The sequence below is a fragment of the Myxococcus sp. CA005 genome, assembly GCF_006518205.1.
Classification (GTDB): Bacteria; Myxococcota; Myxococcia; order Myxococcales; family Myxococcaceae; genus Myxococcus; species Myxococcus xanthus.
In genome coordinates this window covers 32,233-51,474 of the sequence record NZ_SRLV01000033.1, presented here as the reverse complement: position 1 = coordinate 51,474, position 19,242 = coordinate 32,233, and the positions used below count along the sequence as shown (strand labels likewise).

At 67.6% G+C, this 19,242-nt stretch carries 15 protein-coding genes; 8 read left to right on the top strand and 7 right to left on the bottom strand.

Annotated elements, in window-relative coordinates; genetic code table 11:
- Positions 1 to 50: 50 nt before the first annotated feature.
- Entirely contained in the window at positions 51 to 440 is a 390-nt protein-coding gene (locus tag FMQ63_RS16870) for a PaaI family thioesterase (protein ID WP_020480721.1), read from the bottom strand.
- A gap of 56 nt (positions 441 to 496) precedes the next feature.
- On the opposite strand from FMQ63_RS16870, the gene FMQ63_RS16865 reads away from it, so the two are divergent.
- A complete protein-coding gene (locus FMQ63_RS16865) occupies positions 497 to 1,531 on the top strand; it encodes a GlxA family transcriptional regulator (RefSeq protein WP_011553462.1) in 1,035 nt (344 codons plus the stop codon).
- A gap of 87 nt (positions 1,532 to 1,618) precedes the next feature.
- Here FMQ63_RS16865 and FMQ63_RS16860 read toward each other — a convergent pair whose 3' ends face one another.
- Positions 1,619 to 4,081, bottom strand: coding sequence for an arylsulfatase (locus tag FMQ63_RS16860; protein WP_020478768.1), 2,463 nt, complete (start codon positions 4,079 to 4,081; stop codon positions 1,619 to 1,621).
- A gap of 247 nt (positions 4,082 to 4,328) precedes the next feature.
- Between FMQ63_RS16860 and FMQ63_RS16855 the strand changes: the two genes are divergently transcribed.
- Positions 4,329 to 4,553, top strand: a complete 225-nt coding sequence (locus FMQ63_RS16855) for a heavy-metal-associated domain-containing protein (RefSeq protein WP_011553460.1) — start codon at positions 4,329 to 4,331, stop codon at positions 4,551 to 4,553.
- A 199-nt stretch (positions 4,554 to 4,752) separates the two neighbouring features.
- Here FMQ63_RS16855 and FMQ63_RS16850 read toward each other — a convergent pair whose 3' ends face one another.
- The 5 genes from FMQ63_RS16850 to FMQ63_RS16830 all read right to left on the bottom strand — a co-directional run bounded on the left by FMQ63_RS16850 (position 4,753) and on the right by FMQ63_RS16830 (position 11,652).
- Positions 4,753 to 5,388 (bottom strand): RNA polymerase sigma factor, encoded by a 636-nt coding sequence (locus FMQ63_RS16850; RefSeq protein WP_011553459.1) that lies wholly within the window; start codon positions 5,386 to 5,388, stop codon positions 4,753 to 4,755.
- A gap of 58 nt (positions 5,389 to 5,446) precedes the next feature.
- Positions 5,447 to 6,769: a multicopper oxidase family protein gene (locus FMQ63_RS16845; RefSeq protein WP_011553458.1), complete on the bottom strand. Its 1,323-nt coding sequence runs from the start codon at positions 6,767 to 6,769 to the stop codon at positions 5,447 to 5,449.
- Positions 6,770 to 6,812: 43 nt separating this feature from the next.
- On the bottom strand, positions 6,813 to 8,213 hold the full coding sequence (locus FMQ63_RS16840; protein WP_020480723.1) for a TolC family protein: 1,401 nt from the start codon (positions 8,211 to 8,213) through the stop codon (positions 6,813 to 6,815).
- A gap of 585 nt (positions 8,214 to 8,798) precedes the next feature.
- Complete coding sequence (locus tag FMQ63_RS16835) at positions 8,799 to 9,179, bottom strand: cupredoxin domain-containing protein (protein ID WP_011553456.1); 381 nt, start codon at positions 9,177 to 9,179, stop codon at positions 8,799 to 8,801.
- Positions 9,180 to 9,366: 187 nt separating this feature from the next.
- The gene (locus FMQ63_RS16830; RefSeq protein ID WP_011553455.1) at positions 9,367 to 11,652 is read right to left on the bottom strand and encodes a cation-translocating P-type ATPase; all 2,286 of its coding nucleotides are present in this window, start codon (positions 11,650 to 11,652) and stop codon (positions 9,367 to 9,369) included.
- Between the two features lie 353 nt (positions 11,653 to 12,005).
- Between FMQ63_RS16830 and FMQ63_RS16825 the strand changes: the two genes are divergently transcribed.
- The 6 genes from FMQ63_RS16825 (at position 12,006) to FMQ63_RS16800 (ending at position 18,966) form a co-directional block, all read left to right on the top strand.
- Positions 12,006 to 12,479 (top strand): cupredoxin domain-containing protein, encoded by a 474-nt coding sequence (locus tag FMQ63_RS16825; RefSeq protein WP_011553454.1) that lies wholly within the window; start codon positions 12,006 to 12,008, stop codon positions 12,477 to 12,479.
- A gap of 210 nt (positions 12,480 to 12,689) precedes the next feature.
- Positions 12,690 to 14,042, top strand: a complete 1,353-nt coding sequence (locus tag FMQ63_RS16820; RefSeq protein ID WP_228556438.1) for a multicopper oxidase family protein — start codon at positions 12,690 to 12,692, stop codon at positions 14,040 to 14,042.
- Between the two features lie 207 nt (positions 14,043 to 14,249).
- Positions 14,250 to 15,677: a sensor histidine kinase gene (locus tag FMQ63_RS16815; RefSeq protein WP_020478766.1), complete on the top strand. Its 1,428-nt coding sequence runs from the start codon at positions 14,250 to 14,252 to the stop codon at positions 15,675 to 15,677.
- On the top strand, positions 15,674 to 17,074 hold the full coding sequence (locus FMQ63_RS16810) for a sigma-54 dependent transcriptional regulator (protein ID WP_011553451.1): 1,401 nt from the start codon (positions 15,674 to 15,676) through the stop codon (positions 17,072 to 17,074). Before FMQ63_RS16815 ends, FMQ63_RS16810 begins: the two co-directional genes overlap by 4 nt.
- Before the next feature lie 95 nt (positions 17,075 to 17,169).
- Positions 17,170 to 18,198 (top strand): PQQ-binding-like beta-propeller repeat protein, encoded by a 1,029-nt coding sequence (locus tag FMQ63_RS16805; RefSeq protein WP_020480725.1) that lies wholly within the window; start codon positions 17,170 to 17,172, stop codon positions 18,196 to 18,198.
- A gap of 141 nt (positions 18,199 to 18,339) precedes the next feature.
- Positions 18,340 to 18,966, top strand: coding sequence for a DUF305 domain-containing protein (locus FMQ63_RS16800; protein WP_331274236.1), 627 nt, complete (start codon positions 18,340 to 18,342; stop codon positions 18,964 to 18,966).
- The last annotated feature ends 276 nt before the right edge of the window (positions 18,967 to 19,242 follow it).

Genomic DNA, 19,242 nt, shown 5'->3' with positions numbered 1-19,242 from the left:
ATGCCGCCGACCGCACGCGGAGGGAACACGTCACATGACCGCGAACTTCGTCAGCGCAGGTAGGCGGTGCCCTGGAAGGCGGCGACCAACCGTTCCTCGGCATCGACGATGCGCACGTCGTAGGTGGCCAGCTTACGGCCTCGCGATATCTCGGTGGCTCGCGCCTCGATGGCCCCATCGCCGGCAGCCGCGAGGTACGCGATGTTGGCTTGCACGCCGATGGCTCTCTGGTCGTGGGAGTTGCAGGCCACCGCGAAGGCAACGTCCGCCAGAGCGAAGATCACGGCACCGTGCGTTGTTCCGAGCCCATTTGAGCGGCGCGACGATGTGGGAAGACGGACGCGCGACGTTCCGGGACCGACCTCCAGGAGTTCGATGCCAAGCTCTCGTGCGAAGGCGTCCTTCTCGAAATACTCTCGTCCAGCGGTGGTTTCAGCCATGGTCAGAGCATGGCTTGGAGGGGTCGAGCCCTCCAGAGGCGCGACGGACATAGACTATGGCGAAACGGACAACCAGGAGCGCTCGCGTCGGAATCTGCCTCTATCCCGGCGTCTGGGGTTCGAGCGCAAGCCTCGCGAAGGACCTGATCCACATCGCGTCGGTGATCGCTCAGGCACGACCGGGCAGCGGCAATATCGAGGCCCGATTCCTTGGTGCAAAGCCGGCCGAGGTGACGACTGCTGGCGGACCATTGCTCCGCGCGGAGGACGCGTGGGATCGCGTAGACGTCGACGTGCTCGTTCTCCCGTCGCTGGCGATTCCGTTCATGGAGCCCGCGCGGCAGCCACCGGGGCTCTCGGACTGGATTGCCGGGCAACACCGGCGAGGGTGCCTGGTGCTCGCGCTCACCACAGGGAGCTGGTTGCTCGCGGAGACAGGTTTGCTCGATGGCCACACGGCGACCACGCACTGGGCCTGCCTGGAGCGCTGTCGCCGCCAGTATCCACGGGTGAACTGGACGAGCGAACAACGGCTCGCGGTAACGGGAAGACTCGTGACCGCGCGGGACATGAGCGCGTCAGCGACGGCGCTCTGTCACGCAATCGGTCGCGTCCTGAGCGCGCCGATCGCCGAGCGCACCTATCAGTACTCGCTCATCTACGAGCCCGGCGCGGATGCGCTGCCCCTGCTGCACACCATTCCCCTTCGCGACCACGGAGACGCCCAGGTCCTCATGGTGCAGGAGTGGATCGAAACGCACTACGGCGAGCCTGTCGCTGCAGAGGGAGTTGCGCGGATGGTGCACATGAGCCCGCGCAATCTCCGGCGCCGCTTCCTCGACGCCACGGGGAAGACCCTTGTCGACTACCTCACGGAGGTTCGGCTGGCGCGCGCCCGAGCGCTTCTACTCTCCAGCAACGAGGCCGTCTCGCAGATCGCATACCGCGTTGGGTACGAGGACGCCTCCACGTTCACCGCGCTCTTCAAGAAGCGGCACGGGCTGACACCGAGCGCATATCGGAAGACGTCGGCGGGGCCCGCTGGCTTGAGCCCCGCATACGACGGCGAGCGTCGTACTGCGATTACGTAGCGAGCCACATGACCGCGCGACGACAGTTGCTGTCACGTAGCGATGTCCGCGATTTCGCGTCCTGCCTCCAGGGTGAGAAGCCCTCCCTCACTGCCGGGCCATCGCCTGGGTGACCTGAGCATCCGTGTGGCGTGCTGGCTCCAACGCTGTCTCCGGGTGCAAGTCCACGGTGACTTCGACGACCTTGCCCGTAAAGGCCGCGAGCGGCTCATACTCGTCGGTCACGGGCGCTCCCTTGTCGCAGCCGACGTCGAACGTCTCGTCGAGGCTGTACATGAACGCCATCGTCTGCGGAATCCTGCCCTCGGCGACCCACTTGCCGTCCACCGCGAGGCGGCCCATGCCTCCGGCGCCGTAAATGACGGGCTTGCCCGTGTCGGTTCGATGCTCGGGCTGGATTTCGAACTCGAAGCGGAGCGTGTGGCGGCCCGGACCGATCTTCTGCTGCGCACGGATGTATGTGTATTCGACAGCGGCGAAGTTGTAGCAAAACGTGGGGACGCCGCCTTTCAGGTAGAGGGACCACCCGGCGGTGTCTCCGCCCATCACGACGATGGGACCTTCGGCGCCCTGCTCGGGGATTTCAATCTCGGCGGTCATGGCCCACGAGCGGTTTTTCGTGTCGGGCGCCGCGGCCTCGGGAATCCGTACCGCCCCCAGCCCGAACGTGAACCGCGTCCGTTTCTTGGCCAGCTCGGCCCTCCCCAGCAGGCGCTCCTGGAACCGGTCATCGAGCGGGAGCACGTTGTAGCGGCCGGCCTCGGCCCACCACAGGCCGACCAGATGAATCATCCGCTTCACGGCCGGGTCATCTTGCTTCGACAAATCCCGCTGCGCCATGAGGTCATGACACTCGGTCGGGTCTTTCTCGAGGTCGTAGACCTCCCAGTGATCCTCGTCGAAGGACCAGGCCGCATGGTTCTCCCACGGCTTGCGACCGTGGTAGGTGACGGCCTTCCACTTCCCGTTGACGATGGCGCGGTTGCCCAGCATCTCGAAGTATTGCGTCGGGTGATGAGTGGGCGCGTCCGCGTCGTCGAACGAGTAATTCATCGGCACGCCTTCCATCGGCGCCTGGGAGACGGAGTTGACGACGGCGGGCGCCTCAATCCTGGCGGCCTTCAGGATGGTGGGGACGATGTCGATGACGTGGTGGAACTGCGTCCTGATTTCACCTCGGGCCTGGATGCCCTTGGGCCAGTGCACCACGAGGGGATTCCGCGTCCCGCCGAAGTGCGTGTACTGCTTGCAGAGCTTGAACGGTGCATTCATCGCCAGTGCCCACCCCACCGGGAAGTGGTTATAGGAGCCCGGCTGCCCGAGCCTGTCGATGCGCTGGAGGTTCCCCTCCAGAGTCTCGACCGTCTCGGGGCGCTCCGTGCCGAGCGCGCCCTCGTTGAAGAGGCCCGAGTTCGTGCCTTCGCCGGAGCAGCCGTTGTCGCCGATGAACACGAAGAGCAACGTGTTGTCGAGCTGGCCCGACCGCTCCAAGTACTCGACGACGCGCCCAATCTGCGCGTCCGCGTGCGACAGGAAGGCGGCGTAGACCTCGGCCATCCGCGCGAAGAGCCGCTTCTGGTCGTCCGACAAATCATCCCACCTGGGCACGCCTTCGAGCATGGGCGCGAGTGCGGCGTTGGCCGGAATGACGCCCAACTGCTTCTGCCGCGCCAGCACCTGCTCGCGGTAGCGGTCCCACCCCATGTCGAACTTGCCACGGTACTTCTCAATCCACTCTGGCCAGACGTGGTGCGGAGCGTGGCAGGCGCCGAACGCGAGGTAGGCGAGCCACGGCTTCTCGGGCGTCAACGACGCATGGTTCGAGATGAAATCGACCGTCTTGTCGGCGAGGTCCTCCGACAGGTGGTAGCCCTCCTGCGGCAGGCGCGGAGGGTCGATGGCCTCGCGCCCCGCGTAGAGCTTCGGGTACCACTGGTTGTTGTCACCGCCCATGAAGCCGTAGAAGCGGTCGAACCCGAAGAGCGGCCCGTCGGGCCACCGGTCGAACGGGCCCGAGGGGCCGGACTCCTCCGACGGCGTGTTGTGCCACTTGCCGAGCGCGAACGACGCGTAGCCGTGCTGGTGGAGCATCGCGCCAATGGCGGCCTTGTCCGGCTTCTGGCGCGCGTCGTAGCCAGGGAAGCCGGTTGCGAGCTCGGTGATGTTGGCCATGCCAACCGAGTGGTGGTTGCGCCCCGTCAAGAGGCACGCGCGCGTCGGTGAGCAGAGGGCCGTCGTGTGGAAGTTGGTGTACCGGAGACCGTTGCCGGCGAGCCGCGTGATGTTCGGCGTCTCGACCAGGCCGCCGAACGTGTCACACGCCCCGTAACCGACGTCGTCGAGGATGATGTACAGGATGTTCGGCGCCCCCTTCGGCGCCTCGGGAGGCACGGGGAAGGCCGGCTCGGACTCCTCCCACGTCCTGCCAATGCGGCCGGGGAAACGCTCCCCTTCGTGGTACGTCTTCATTCCACCGGAGACCGCCGCCGACTGCCCGTCGCCGCCCTGCTGCTCCTCGGACGTCTTCCCCTTGCCACTCTTCCGCGCCATGTCGGGCCTCCCCCTCTCCCCAGGCAAGGTTGAGAGCACAGGACTCCTCTGCAACCGGACCGTCTGTCGCAGGCAACATGCGCTTGGGGCGCCCAGGCAGGCGCGGGCGCGCTGGCCTGGAGCCCTTGGGTTTGGCACGCCGGTTGTCAGCAGTGAGTTCGGCGCCGCGCGACTGTAAGTACCCGCGACGGTCCGCGTCTCCCTCTTCGAGCCGGCGATGAACGCCGCTTGATGATGGAGCCACCCGATGAACCCGAATGATGAGACCCTCCTGAAGGTCGAGGGAATGTCCTGCCGGTCCTGCGTCAGCCACATCAACACCGCGCTGCGGAAAGTCGAAGGCGTGCAGGACGTCAACGTGCGGTTCGAGCAACGCCAGGTTCTCGTGAAACACGACGCCGCGACCGCGAACGTCAACATCCTCATCGAGGCGCTCCGCGACGCCGGGTACGAATCCGCCCCCACCGCATGAACTGCCCCCGTGTGCGGACGGGCCTCCTTGCCCGTCCGCACCACCAGCCCCTCCCCACACCAATCCCCTCGTGTGAGCCGCCGTCGCGGCAATGACAGCCAACCTGCGCGTGAAGCCCAGACGGACTCGGGCTCCGCGCGGCTTGGCTGCGCCCGTCGACTGGAACAGCCGGGCATGTCGCTTTGGAGCCGCGGTCAGGTCATGCCTTCGCGCTCCCGCAGCCCCCGGCCTTCTTCTCGGCGCCCTGCGTCGCGCACGTGCAGTCCAGACAGCCGTGCGAGGCGCACGTACCGCACGAAACCTCCAACTGTTTCTTGAGCGCCTTGCGAGCACGGTGCAGTCGCACCGCCGCGTTGTTGGACGTGATGCCCGCCTCCAGGGCGAAAGCCGGGACGCTGACGCCCTCCACCTCCACACGCCGCAGCGCCTCGGCATACTCGGGCTTGAGGGTGCCGGCCAGCCGGCCCACGCACTGGCAAACAGCCTGCGCCAGTTCCGCTTCCGGCGCATGGCCCTCCTCGAGCTCGCTGGCCAGCGAAGCCAGCGCGCGCTCCGTCGTGCCACGACGCCGGTAATGGTCGATGACCGCGTTGCGCAGCACGCTGTAGAACCATGCCGTCAGCGACTCATCTTCGCGGAGCGTCTCCGCCTTGCCCATGCCACGGACGAACGCATCCTGAAGGATGTCTTCCGCCACCGCGCGGCTCCCAACCCGACGCTCGAGGAAGCGCAAGAACTCCCGGTGGTTCTCCACCAGACTGGAAATGACGTCGGCGGACAGGGGCCGCACCACGCCATCGCTCTCCGCACCCGCTCCCTGATTCATGTCGCTCATGCCGTTCAGGTACAGGGACAGAGGACCTGGTGCAAGCCGTCCTCTGCCCCCTTCGCCATCAACCAAAGCGCACGTCCGGATTGATGCCGTCCGCGTCCATGCGCACCGGGTCGGCCTTTTCCGCCACCGTCCCCTTCGGGTGCACGTACCAGCCGCTCCCATCCTCGGTGTCCGGGTTCTCGCGCACCTTGAGGAGCGTGAACATGCCGCCCATGTCGATGGGGCCGAAGGGCCCCTTTCCGCCCTTCATGGGAATGCTGTTGGCCGGCATTGGCATGCCCATCTCTTCCATGCCGCCCATGCCATCCTGCCCCATCGTCATGTACCCCGGCACCAGCGCCTGCACCCGCCGGTCGATGGCCCGTGCGTCAGCGCCCAGCGTCACCGGACCCGCGTGTCCCATCTGGTTCATCACGTGGTGGGTCATGTGGCAGTGCATGGCCCAGTCACCCGGTTCGTCCGCGACGAACTCGATGACCCGGGTGCTCCCCACCGGCACCAGGATCGAAGTCTCCGGGTAGCGGGCGGACTCGGGGACGAAGCCCCCATCCGTCCCCGTCATTTCGAAGGACAGGCCATGCAGGTGAATGGGGTGGTGGTCCATGGCGGACAGATTCCCCAGGCGGATGCGCACCCGCTCCCTGCGTCCGATGACGAGCGGCTCGGTGGCCGGGAAGGCCTTGGAGTTGAACGTGAGGACATTGAAGTCGCTCATCGCGTTGGGGTCCGGCCGGCGCATGCCTGGAAGCACCTTCCACTCGTGCGTCATCAGCGCGAAGTCGCGGACCACCTTCGGGCCGCGCGGACGCTTCGGATGGACGATGAACATGCCCATCATCCCCAGCGCCATCTGGGTCATCTCGTCGTAGTGCGGGTGATACATGTACGTGCCCGGCTGGTTCAGCGTGAACTCGTAGGCGAACGTTTCTCCGGGGGCGATGGGGCGCTGGTTCAGCCCGGACACGCCATCCATGCCATTGGGAATGATGAGCCCGTGCCAGTGCACGGTGGTCGGCTCAGGCAGCCGGTTGGTGACGTAGATGCGAAGGCGCTCTCCCTCCACCGCCTCGATGGTGGGCCCTGGCGTCGAGCCGTTGTAGCCCCACGCTTCCACCTCCAGCCCAGGGGCGAAGGTGTGCTTCACAGGCATGGCCACCAGGTGGCCCACCTTCACGCCCCCCACCTTCCTCCAGGGTAGCGTGGAGCCGTTGGGCGTGGTGACGGCCACCTGCCCGCCCGGAGCGACGATGCTCGGCGTCCTGGCGCGTGCGCTGACGGGAGCGGAAGGCACGGCGTGGGACTGTCCTTGCGCGAGGGCTTGGCTTGCGACCAGCGTGCCCCCAGCGAGCGCGCCGAGCTGAATGAACTGTCTGCGGTCCATGGTGGTGTGTCCTCTCAATGTCGAAGTGCCGTGAATGCGAAGGTCAGTGCGCGTCCGCCGCGGCGGCTGGACCGGAGCTCGCGCTCATCGACGAAACGCGGATGGAGCCCAACTCCAAGCCTTGGTGACGGCCCGCCAGGAGTTGCTCCAGCGCCGAGCGGGCGCGGTGGTGGTCGAGCAGCGTCTCCACGTAGGTGCTGGCCGTGTCCGTCACGGCGGCCTGGGCACGCAGCACCTCGAAGACGCCCACCTGCATGGCGTTGTACTGGAGCACCGTCTCGTCGAGCACCTGGCGCCGGGCCGGCAGGAGCACGTCACGGACGTGCCGCGCTCGTCGCCCCGTGGACTCCACTCGGCCGCTGGCCTGGCGCAGCGAGGCGCGGATTGCGGTGGCCGTGGCCTCGTAACGGGCCTTCAAGGACTCACGCGAAGAAAGGGCCGCCATGCGCACGCCCTGCTTGCGGTCGAACAGCGGCAGCCCCACCGTGAGGTGCGCCCCCATCTCCCACCGGTCCTCGTCCTTCTCGCCGTGGAAGCCGCCGGACAGGTGGGGCAGAAACCCCTCCGTCCGCGCGAGCCTGTGGCGCCGGTCGGCGGCCTCCATGCGGCCGCGCAGCTCGGCCAGGTCGAGGCTCGCCTCGATGGCGCGCGCCTCCAGCCCCTCCCCCGAATCCAGGTCGTTGACTGGGTCGGCCAGCGGCGAATCCACCGTCCACTGCGTGCGGGGACCGAAGAGGCCCAGCAACACATTGAGGGCCTCGCGCGAGTCCAGCAGGGCGTTCTCGGCTTCGGCCACGGCCAGGCGCGCGGACTCCACGGCGGAGCGCTCGGTGGCCACCTCCAGTGCGCGGACGTTGCCCGCCTTCTCCAGCTCCACCGCCGTGCCGTAGCCCGCCTGTGCGACCTGCAGCGCCCGGTTGCGCAGTTCCAGTTGCTGGTGCCGGGCCTGGACCTCGTAGAAGCCCAGGCGCGTGCGGTAGGCCACATGCAGCACCTCGCCCGCCGTGAGTGCGCGCTCAGCCGCGCGCTCGGCCTGGGCCACCCCGCGACGCTGCGGCAGGAGGATGAGCTCGGACAGGTCGTACTCGAGCCCGATGTCCCCTTGCAGCGGCTGCCCGCCACGGGTGGGCTTTCGCATCTCCAGTTCCACCTCTGGATTGGGAGGAAGGCTCATCTGCACCAGGTTGCCAGTGGCGATGCCCAGCGCGTGCATCGCGGCGCGCAGGTCGCGGTTGTTCAGCAGCGCGATGCGGACGGCCGTGTCGGCGGTGAGCGGCTGGGCCAGCAGCGCCCGCACTGCCGCGTCCGCGTCCTCTCCCCGGAGGGCCTCGCTGGTGAGCCCGGCCATCGGGTCCCCAGGCGTCCAACGAGCGCTGAGCGTCGTGTGCACGTCACGCGCATCATTCGCCAGGGGAACGGTGACGCATCCCCCCAATGTGAGCATGGATGCAACGAGGGTACCTGCGGCGGGCCGCTTCCAGCGTGACGATGACCAGGTCTTCATGGTGCCTCTCTCTCCGTCGCGGGCGGCTAGTGCTGGTGATGGTCGTGGCTGGGGGCGGGACTGCCGGCATCCGGGGCGCTACCGGAGTGCCCCCCGTGTCCATCGTGAGCGCTCCCCTGCTTCGCGCCATGCCCCGTGTGCCCGCCATGGCCAGAGTGCCCAGAGGGATGCCCCGTCGTGTTGCCTTGCCGAGCGGTGCCACCATGACCGCCTGGGTGCCCGTGATGGCCCGCGTGGTCGCTCCCCTGGACTCCGTCGTCGGAGGCAATCCCCGACGGCGCGCGCAGCGGATCAGCATCTGTCAGCACAGCGACCAGATTCGGACGGGGGGCCTCCGGCGCACGCAAGGAAGTGGGCGACGTGGAATCCTCGTCGAGCGCGCTCCAGGGAGCGGCGGCGCAGGCGGTGAGGGGAGACAACAAGGAGAGGACGAGGAGCTTCTTCATGATGGGATTCCTTTCGGAGCAGGTGACCGGCTTCGGCTCCTTGGACGTGGCAGGGGCCGGCGACTTACAGGTCCGGGGCTCAAACCTCTGCGATGAGGCGGCCGCGCAGCATGCTCATGCCGCAGGTGAAGTCGTACGCGCCGGGCGTGAGCGCGGGCAGGTCAATGGTCACCACGCGCCCGGTGGGCAGCGTGCGCGAGACGCCGAGGTCGCCGAGCACGATCTGCTCCGAGCACGCGGAGCGGTCCGTGCGCAGGACGTTGAGCTTCACCGGCACGCCCGCGCGCACCACGATGCGGTCGGGGCGGTAGCCGCCGTCCACCATCAGGTCCACTTCCTGCGCGCCGCCGACCTCGCTCCGGGCCCGGGTGCGCTGGCGCGGGCCGAAGAAGAACAGGACGGTGGCCGCCGCGGCCAGCACGCTGCCAGAGACGACTCCCACTTCGATAGAATCCAACATGACGCTCTCTCCCTGGACGCAGGTTCCACGCGGCGGGCCAGGGAGCAGGTCGCGCCCTCATGTCCACCGCGTTCACCCCTGTTGACGGGCCAAGAGCCGGGCTCTTACAGGTGCCGTGAATGCACGAACGCCACGGTCCCGAATGGAGGACCGTGGCGCCGTGGGGACTTCGTGAGGAAGGTCTGGCTCAGGCCGCCTGGGGCGCTGGCAGGCGCAGGCGCCGCAGACGCAGGCTGTTGAGCAGCACCGACACACTCGACAGGGACATGGCCACGCTCGCCAGCATTGGTGACAACAGCCAGCCTGTCAGGCCGTAGAGCAACCCCGCCGCTACCGGGATGCCAAGCACGTTGTAGAGGAAGGCCCAGAACAGGTTCTGTCGGATGACCCGCATCGTGGTGCGAGCCAGCCCGAGTGCGGCCGGCAGTCCTCGCAAATCGGAGCGAAGCAGCGCGACGCCCGCGGCATCCCGGGCCACGTCCGTCCCCGTCCCCATGGCAACTCCGAGGTCCGCCTCCGCCAGGGCCGGCGCGTCGTTGATGCCATCCCCCACCATGGCCACGCGCCGTCCCTCCGCCTGGAGCGTACGCACCACGTGCGCCTTGCCGGACGGCAGTACACCGGCGAAGACCCGGTCGATGCCGAGCGCGCGCGCCACCCGTGCGGCCGGTCCCTCATGGTCGCCCGTGAGCATCACCACGTGCAGCCCCATGCTCCGCAGGGATTGGACCACCGTGGCGGCCTCCTCCCGCTCTGGATCCGCGATGCCGATGGCGCCTACCCAGCGCCCGTCCACCGCGATGAGCACGGGCGTCTGCCCGTCCGTCGTGAGCACACGCTCGGCGTCCTCGCTCCCGGACACGCCCCGTCCGTCCAGCATCCGACGACTGCCCACGAGCACCTTGCGCCCGCCAACCTCGGCTTCCACGCCATGTCCCGGAGTGGCGGTGAACGACTCGGGCGTTCCGACCTTCAGGCCCCGGTTGGAGGCCTCGGACACGACGGCACGGGCCAGCGGGTGCTCGCTCGCCGATTCGGCGGCGGCGGCGAGGGTCAGCACTTCCTCCTCCGTCATGCCGCTCGCGGTGAGGACGCGGACCACCGCCGGGCGCCCCTGGGTCAGCGTGCCCGTCTTGTCGAGCACCACGGTGTCGATACGGCTCGCGCCTTCCAACGAAGCGGCGCTCTTCACCAGCACTCCGAGCTGCGCACCCCGCCCCATCCCCACCATGAGCGCCGCAGGCGTGGCCAGGCCCAGGGCGCACGGGCAAGCGATGACCAGCACGGCCACCGCGTTGAGCAGGGCCATCGTCAGGCGCGTCTCCTCGGGGGCCAAGACGAACCAGGCCGCGAACGTGGCGATGGCGATGAGCAGCACCACCGGAGTGAAGACGCCGCTCACCACGTCCGCGAGGCGCGCGATGGGCGCCTTGGTGCCCTGGGCCCGCTCCACCACCTGGACAATCTGCTGGAGCGCGGTGTCACTCCCCACCTTGGCCGCGCGGAAGACCAGGCGGCCCGTGCCGTTCATCGTCCCGGCGAAGACCTCCGCGCCCGCGGCCTTCTCCACCGGCAGGCTTTCCCCCGTGAGCATGGATTCGTCCACCGAGGAGGCCCCGTCCACGACGGAGCCATCGACGGGGATGGACTGCCCCGGACGCACCACCACACGGTCCCCCACCCGCACCTCGGCGAGAGGAACCTCTCGCTCGACGCCATTCTCCAGCACGGTGGCGATGGAAGGGGCCAACGCCTGAAGCCGCCGGATGGCATCCCCTGCCCGGGTGCGTGCTCGCGACTCCAGGAAGCGGCCGAGCAGTACGAAGGCAATCACCGCGGCCGCCGCCTCGAAGTAGATGGGGGGTGCGGCTCCGTGCCCACCATGACCTCCGTGGTCCCCGGTGACCATGAATGTCGGCCACACGGTGGCCACCACCGAGAAAATGAAAGCCGCGCCGGTCCCGAGCGCCACCAGGACGTTCATGTCGGCCGACCTGTGCCGCAACGCGGCCCACGCCGCCCGGAAGATGGGACCACCGCTGTACGCCATGACTGGCACCGTCAGGCCGAGCTGCACCCAGATGGAACCGGTGAAGTCGAGCGCTCCGTGGGACATGGCCAGCACGACCACCGGCAAGCCGAAGAGCACGGCCACGGCGAGCCGGCGCCGGAGCCCTCGCTCCTCCGCGGCGTCCGTCTCTTCGGCGGTGGAAGCCTGCGGCACCTCAGCGCGATAGCCGGCGTCGGCCACCGCATCGGCCAGTGCACTGACGGACGTAGCCCGAGCATCGAAGAGTACGCTGGCACGGCGGGTGGCGAAGTTGACGCTGCACTCCTGGACCCCCTCCACCTCGCTCAGAGTGCGTTCCACGCGGCGCGCGCATGCGGCGCACGTCATACCCGACACGGCGAGGTCCATCCGCTCCAGGGCGCCCGCGGGAGACCGGGACGAGGCTGCTTCAACGGCATTCATGGGGCTTCCTCCTGCCCGCGAGCTAGCGGGTCACCCCACTGACGCGCCTCCCCCGAAAGGCTTACACCTGCGAAGAGGGCCAGCCGCGGTGGCCAGCGCCTCGTGCGCCACCCGCAGCGTGTCGGCCATGAACGGCACTTCACGGCTCCGTGGAACGACGCTGCTCCACGTTCCACCTGTGACCGTGACGGTTACAGCGAAACCCATCCGGGTACTCCGGACAGGTGCCGCGCCACGGCAACCCCGCATGAACAGGCTCGCTCAGCCCTCGGCACGCGTTGTGCTCCAGCGGACCGACTTCACGGGATGCCGGACGTCCTCGAGAGCATCCTCACTCTGGGAGCAACCAAGCGATGAAGAAGAGCCTGATGGGACTCCTTGCTGCACTCCCCCTGATTGCCGCGGCCCCCGCGGTCGCGTGTGACGAGCACGCCAAGCACGGCGAGCACGCCAGCCACGGCGAGCACGCCAAGCACGGCGATCATTCCGCGCTCGGAGGCACGGCCAAGAAGGCCGCTGCGCCCGCACAGAAGCCCGCCTCGGCCCCGGCCACCAGGAATGGCGTCCAGACCGTGGACCTCACGGTGACCCCCAAGGGCTTCGAGCCCTCGGACGTGAAGGTGAAGGCGGGGCAGCCCGTCCGCCTCGTGGTCACGCGCAAGACGGCCAAGACGTGCGCCACGGAAATCGTCATGGCCGACCTGGGCATCAACAAGCCGCTCCCCATGGACACGCCGGTGACCGTGGAGTTCACCCCCAGCAAGTCGGGCACGCTGCGCTACGCCTGCGCGATGGACCACATCAGCGGGCTCGTCACCATCCAGTAGACCGCCGTTCCGGGCAGGCTGCGCACCGAGGTCACGCGCCTCGGGGCCGGGCCACGCCACCACGGCGGCCTGGTCCCCTCCTCGCCCGCAGCTTCCATCCATTCGTGAAGAGGCTTCATGCATCGCAATCGCTGGTTCATCGCGGCAGCTCTCGTTGCCCTCCTCGCAATGCTCGCGGCACTCGGCCTCGGCCAGGAGGATGATGCCGCCATGGCGACGCTCCGGCAGCCGCGCGTGGCACCGCCCTACCCTGAAGACACCCCGTCCACGGGCCGCGTGCGCGAGTTCGAGCTCGTCGCGGCCCCGACAGCCCTCCCGCTCCTGGATGGCCGGAGTCTGGAGGTCTGGGCCTACAACGGCCAGGTACCCGGCCCCACCCTTCGCGCCACCCATGGCGACACGGTCCGCGTGCGATTCACCAACAAGCTGCCGCAGCCGACGACCATTCACTGGCACGGCATCCGTCTTCCGAACGGAATGGACGGCGTGCCCGGGGTGACCCAGCCTCCCATCCCACCTGGGGGAACCTTCCTCTATGAGTTCAAAGTGAAGGACGCAGGAACCTACTGGTTTCACCCGCACCTGCGCGGGAGCGAGCAAGTCGAGCGAGGGCTGTTCGGCGTGCTCATCGTGGAGGACCAGAAGCCCGGTCCTTTCTCACGCGAGCTCGTCTGGGTGCTCGACGACTGGCGACTCGACGCGAGTGGCCAGATTGACGGCCGATTCAACACGCGCCACGACCTCGCGCACGACGGCCGCTGGGGGCAGGTCTCCACGGTGAACGGGGCTGTCCAGCCAGAAGTCCCGCTGCAGCCCGGCGAGCGGGTGCGACTGCGGATGGTCAACGTTGCAAACGGGCGCGTGTTCGCGCCTTCCTTCGAAGGGCTGGGCGCATCTGTCATCGCGATCGACGGGCTGGCCACGGACCGGCCGCAGCCGGCCTCCCGCTTGGAGCTCGCTCCAGGGAACCGCGTCGACCTGGACTTCACCGTTCCCGAGGCGCTGAGCAACCAGCGCATGGAGGTGATGGACCACTTCACCCGCAGGCCGTTCCCTCTCGCAACGCTGGTGGTGTCTGGAGAGGTCGTGCGGCCACCCGAAGTGGCAGCAGTTGCCCCGCCCCCGAGTCCTGACCTCTCTCCAGCGCGTGCACTGCAACCCGCGGAGACCTTTCGGCTGAATGCGAGGCGAGGAGGCCCCTTCGGCATCGAGTGGACCATCAATGACGAGGCGTTCCACCACGAGGGGGAGCATGCCTCCGCGCACCACAAGGTCTACCGGCTCCCTGCCCACCAATGGGCCACGCTGCGTTTCGTCAACGAGTCCTCCCGCCTGCACCCCATGCACGTGCATGGCCAGTTCTTCCGGGTGGTGGCACGCAATGGTGCATCGGTGGACGAGGGACACTGGCGCGACACCGTGCTGATTCGTCCAAGAGAGACGGTGGATGTGGCGATGTTCCCGCAGGACGTGGGGGCCTGGATGCTCCACTGCCACATCCAAGAGCACGCCGAGGCTGGGATGATGACGCTCGTGGACGTCCATGCGGAGGGTTCCCAGTAAGCGAGCCGCGCCATTCCGACAGCGCCGCGTTCGCCAGACCTGAAGTCGAGCCCCCGGCCCATTACAGTGTGACCAGCCTGGTCACACCCGGCCCTTTTCTCGCAACGATGAGGGAACGCCGCCCAGGAATGAGTTCAGCCACTTGCAGCGCGCACCACATTGGCCTGCCTGTTGCTAAATCCCTACCTTCGTTCGCCAGGGGATGTCGTGTCCGGAACCGCTCGCAGGCTCTTATACGCCTTCTCGCTCCTCGTCCTGACCTTCGGCGCGGCAGCCTATGCCGCGCTCGAGGGCATGGCGGAGATCCACGAGGCCCTGCACAGCGTGCGGCGGCAGGAAACGGCCGTGCGCACCACGCTGTCGCTCGCGACCTCGGTGCGAGACCTCTACGCACACCAGGCGCACACCGTCATCCTCGGCAACGCCAGCCACCTGCCGCTCTATGACAGCGCCTATCACCGTGCCATGGAGCGGCTCGAAGCGGTACAAGCCCAGGCCACCACCTCCGAGGAACGCGCCCAGGTGGAGACCATGCGCCGCACCACGACGGAGCTGGACCGGCTTTTCCGCGAGGCGCTCGTGCCAGCCGTGCTGCGCGAGGACCACGCCACCGCGGCCCGTGAACACGCCAGGGCCCTGGAACTGGTCGACGTCATCCAGGAGAGCGCGGACACCCTGGCCTCGCACTACGAGCGCGCCATTGGCAACTTCGAGGAGCACGCGAGCACGGTCCAGCACGCCAGCTTCCAGTGGACGGTCGCCATCCTGGCCGCCGCCGCCCTGCTCGCGGCGGGCGTAGGCCTCTACATCGGCCGCTCGGTGGCCCGCCCGGTTTCACTGCTGGAGGCCGGCGCGGCCCGTATCGCCGCGGGCGACCTCATGACTCGCATCGCGCTGGACCGCCCGGATGAGTTCGGAAGGCTGGCGCAGCAGTTCAACCGGATGACCGCCGCGCTACGCGAGCACCAGGAGCGCCTGGTTCAAAGCGAGCGGCTGGCGGGCATCGGCCGCCTCGCGGCGGGCGTGGCGCATGAAATCAACAATCCCCTAGGGGTCATCCTCGGCTACGTGCGCCTGCTTCAGCGCAAGGCGGAGGGTGCGCTCGCGGACGACCTGCGCATCATCGAAGAGGAGACGCTGCGCTGCCGTGACATCGTGGAGGGGATGCTCGACCTGTCGCGGCCCCTCCAGGTCCCGGGCGAGACGCTGGAGCTGCGAGAGCTGGTGGAGGAAGTCGTCTCCCGGCAGCGGGAGTCCGCCCAGCACTCCGCGGCATCCCTGACGGTGGAAGGCGAAGCCCAGGTGGCAGGGCATCCGCAGCGGCTGCGGCAGGTGGTCACGAACCTGGTCAAGAACGCCATGGAGGCCGCAGGTCCCTCTGGACAGGTGACAGTGGCCATCCAGGCCCACGAAGGCGAGGTGGCGCTTTCATTCCGCGACAGCGGGCCCGGCCTCTCTCCCGAGGCACAGAAGCGGATGTTCGAGCCCTTCTTCACCACCAAACCCCATGGCACCGGGCTGGGGTTGGCGGTGTCGCAGGCCATCGCCCAGGCCCATGGTGGGCGCATCCAGCCGCGCAACCTGCCTGGACGTGGTGCGGAATTCACCCTGCATCTCCCCCGGAGTACGCCGTGACGGACAGACCGAGTGTTCTCGTTGTCGACGACAAGGAGAACATGCGCCACCTCATCACCCGCATTCTCGGTGACGCTTATCAGGTGAGGACGGCTGAAGACGGAGGCCGTGCGCTCTCCCTCATCCAGACGCAGCCGTTCGACGTGGTGGTGACGGACATCCGAATGCCAGGAGCGGACGGCTTCGAGGTGCTCAAGGCCGTCAAGCAGCACGCGCCCACCACCGAGGTCATCCTGATGACGGCGTACGCCTCCGTCCCCAAGGCGGTAGAGGCCATCAAGGAGGGGGCCTACGACTACCTGCCCAAGCCCTTCGACCCGGACGAGGCGTCCCTGGTGGTAGCCCGCGCCGTCGAGCGCAAGCGGCTCAAGGAGCAGGCCGCCTCACTGCGGCGCGAGCTGGAGGGCATCTACAGCTTCCAGAACATCATTGGCAGGAGCGCGCCCATGCGTGCGCTCTACGGCCTGCTGGAGCGCGCCTCCCAGTTGGACATCACGGTGCTCATCACCGGGGAGACGGGGACGGGCAAGGAGTTGGTGGCGCGGGCCATCCACCACGACGGCCCACGCAAGGACCGGCCCTTCATTGCGGTCAACTGCGGCGCGCTGCCCTCCGAACTCATCGAGAGCGAGCTGTTCGGTCACGCCCGGGGCGCCTTCACTGGCGCGGTAGAGACCAAGGCCGGTCTCTTCGAGGCAGCCTCCGGGGGAACCATCTTCCTGGACGAGATTGGAGAGTTGCCCCTGTCCGTTCAGGTGAAGCTCAACCGCACGCTCCAGGACAAGGAAGTGCGCCGTGTCGGAGACGCGGTTGCGCGCTGCATCGACGCACGCGTCATCACCGCCACCCACCGCGACCTCAAGGCCGAAGTGACTGCGGGCCGCTTCCGCGAAGACCTCTACTACCGGCTCAATGTCTTCCCGGTGCATCTGCCGTCCCTGCGGGAGCGGCGCGAGGACATCCCCCTGCTGGCCATGCACTTCGTACAGAAGGCGGCGAAGACCTACCGGCAGCCGGTGGATGGCCTGGAGCCGGACGCGTTGCGTGCGCTCACCGGGTACACCTGGCCGGGCAACGTGCGCCAACTAGAGAATGCCATCGAACGCGCGGTGGCCATCACCACTGGCTCCCGAGTGGGCCCTGACGCACTCCCCCCTGAAGTCACGGGCGGACAACAGGGAGCACTGCCCGTAGACCATCTGGTGAAGATGCCCTTCCGGGAGGCGGTGGACCTGGCGCGGGACCGTGCATCGCGCGATTACCTCATCGCCCTGCTGCGGGAATTCGGGGGCAATGTGACGCGGGCTGCTGAACGCGCGGGCATGGAGCGCGAGAGCCTCCACCGGCTCCTCAAGCGCTTTGGCCTGCGTTCCGATGACTTCAAGGAGTCACCCTAAGCAACACATGCAATCAAGCTGCATTCACAACCGGACACTGCCTCTGTAGATGCCGTCGACATGATTCCGCCGAAAGGACCGTCGAAATGGAACGCATGAAGCCGACACTGTGGATGATGCCCTTCCTGACTGCGCTGGCGATGAGTGGCTGCGCCGACAAGGACCCGAACTCGTTCCCCGTCCTCGAAAAGGACGCCGTGTTCGTCGTGAATGGTGGCAGCAACTCCCTCAGCGTCATTGACGTGGAGCGGCAGGAGGTCACCAGCACCCTTCGATTGAAGGACATGACCTATCCCCACCACATCAGCCTCAGCCCGGACCGGAGCCTGCTCGTGGTGGCGGTCCCCGGCATGGACCTGAGCGGCGGGCACGGCGGCGGGCACGGCGGTCACAGCATGCCTGGCAAGCTCCTCCTGCTGGACGCGAAGACGGGTAAGACGCGGGCTACGCGGCAGTTCGACGTGATGACCCACAACGGCGCCTTCTCGCCGGACGGCACCGAGGTGTGGACGGCCCTGATGGCAAAGCCGGGCGCGGTGGTCGTGCTCGACAGCCAGACGCTCGAGCCCAAGCAAACAATCGACGTGGGCGACATGCCCGCGGAGGTGACGTTCTCCCAGGACGGGCGCTACGCCTTCGTCGCCAATGGCGACTCCAACAACGTCTCCGTCATCAACGCGGCCACCAAGGCGGTGGTGAAGACGGTGACCGTCGGGGCCAACCCGGTCGGCGCCTGGCCAGGAAACGACGGCCTCATGTACGTGGACAACGAGGACGGCAAGAGCCTCACCGGCATTGATGCCAGCACCCTCGATGTGGCGCGCACCTATCCGCTGGGCTTCACGCCGGCCATGGCCGCCACCGCCCCCAATGGGGACCTCTGGGTGACGGACACCGACAACGGCAAGGTCATCTTCTTCGCCGCAGGTACGACGACACGTCAGGGGGAACTGGCCACTGGCGCCGGAGCCCATGGCATCGCGTTCTCCGCTGATGGCGCCACCTCATTCATCACCAACCAGACCGCGGGGACGCTCAGCATCGTCGACGTCGCCTCGCGCACCGTTCGGAAGACGCTCACCGTGGGCACTCAGCCCAACGGACTTGTCTTCCGCAAGAACTGACCCATCTCGAGGTACGAGGTGATTGGCGTGGCTCCCCCCCTGTGAGGTGGCCTGTAACTCCGCCGCTCACAGATGCCACGGGCCACCTCCATGCACAGCATCCGGCGCGGCGGACGCCTCTGGCAATTCGGCACACCGCGGATGCCAGGCGTCCGACCTGGAGGCTGTGAACGTATGAAATCCTCAATGCTATGCAGCGCCCTGGTGGTCGTCTTCCTCGCAGCAGTAGCGGGGTGTGGAGATGACGAGTCGCACGGGGGCATGTCCATGGACAGTGACGTTGCCCCCGAGCGGCTCGTCGTGGACGGCAACTATTCCGACGAGCGGTTTATCGACATGATGGCCGCGCACCACCAAATGGCCACCGAGATGGCCATGGTCGAGGAGCAACGCGGCACGCGTCAGGAGCTCCGGGCGCTGGCCACGAAAATGATTCAGGACCAGCGTCAAGAAATCGAGGAACTGAAGGCCCTCAAGCAGGCCAACTTCGGCTCCTCGGATGTGCCGACGATGATGAGCGAGTCCGAGATGCAAAACAGCGGCATGCTGATGACCGCCGAGCTCGCGCGACAACCGGACGTCGACAAGGCGTTCATCGATTCGATGATGCCGCACCACTCAAGCGCCATTCTGATGGCGAGCGTCGCGCTTCGGCGGACCAGCAACGCGGAGATTCGCGCACTTGCCCGCGGAATCATCGACGCACAGACGAAGGAGATCGGTCAGATGATTGAGTGGCGCAAGTCCTGGTACGGCAGTCAACCGTAGCGGGCATCGGCGCATTCACGACTGGAGGCGGCGAGCCACCGCCTCCACCGCCTTGAGCCCCTGAGCGAAGCAGCCCCGGCGTGGGGCGCAGAAAAGTGTGACTACCTCATCCGGGTGTAACAGCGCGGGTTACGCCAGAGGGAGGCACGCCCGAGTCAATCTCGGAACTTGCCCGTTGGCACGGCTGGCCTCGGGGTTGCTTGTTACCCGAGCTGACAAGCCGCACGGGTTCGCCCTGAGAGCATTCCTGGAAGGCAGCCATGGGCCCGCTTCGGG

Excerpts from the sequence above, each read along its gene's own strand:
- FMQ63_RS16870 (WP_020480721.1), bottom strand. The coding sequence starts at position 440 with ATGGCTGAAACCACCGCTGGACGAGAGTATTTCGAGAAGGACGCCTTC.
- FMQ63_RS16865 (WP_011553462.1), top strand. The coding sequence starts at position 497 with ATGGCGAAACGGACAACCAGGAGCGCTCGCGTCGGAATCTGCCTCTAT.
- FMQ63_RS16860 (WP_020478768.1), bottom strand. The coding sequence starts at position 4,081 with ATGGCGCGGAAGAGTGGCAAGGGGAAGACGTCCGAGGAGCAGCAGGGC.
- FMQ63_RS16855 (WP_011553460.1), top strand. The coding sequence starts at position 4,329 with ATGAACCCGAATGATGAGACCCTCCTGAAGGTCGAGGGAATGTCCTGC.
- FMQ63_RS16850 (WP_011553459.1), bottom strand. The coding sequence starts at position 5,388 with ATGAGCGACATGAATCAGGGAGCGGGTGCGGAGAGCGATGGCGTGGTG.
- FMQ63_RS16845 (WP_011553458.1), bottom strand. The coding sequence starts at position 6,769 with ATGGACCGCAGACAGTTCATTCAGCTCGGCGCGCTCGCTGGGGGCACG.
- FMQ63_RS16840 (WP_020480723.1), bottom strand. The coding sequence starts at position 8,213 with ATGCTCACATTGGGGGGATGCGTCACCGTTCCCCTGGCGAATGATGCG.
- FMQ63_RS16835 (WP_011553456.1), bottom strand. The coding sequence starts at position 9,179 with ATGTTGGATTCTATCGAAGTGGGAGTCGTCTCTGGCAGCGTGCTGGCC.
- FMQ63_RS16830 (WP_011553455.1), bottom strand. The coding sequence starts at position 11,652 with ATGAATGCCGTTGAAGCAGCCTCGTCCCGGTCTCCCGCGGGCGCCCTG.
- FMQ63_RS16825 (WP_011553454.1), top strand. The coding sequence starts at position 12,006 with ATGAAGAAGAGCCTGATGGGACTCCTTGCTGCACTCCCCCTGATTGCC.
- FMQ63_RS16820 (WP_228556438.1), top strand. The coding sequence starts at position 12,690 with ATGGCGACGCTCCGGCAGCCGCGCGTGGCACCGCCCTACCCTGAAGAC.
- FMQ63_RS16805 (WP_020480725.1), top strand. The coding sequence starts at position 17,170 with ATGAAGCCGACACTGTGGATGATGCCCTTCCTGACTGCGCTGGCGATG.
- FMQ63_RS16800 (WP_331274236.1), top strand. The coding sequence starts at position 18,340 with ATGCCAGGCGTCCGACCTGGAGGCTGTGAACGTATGAAATCCTCAATG.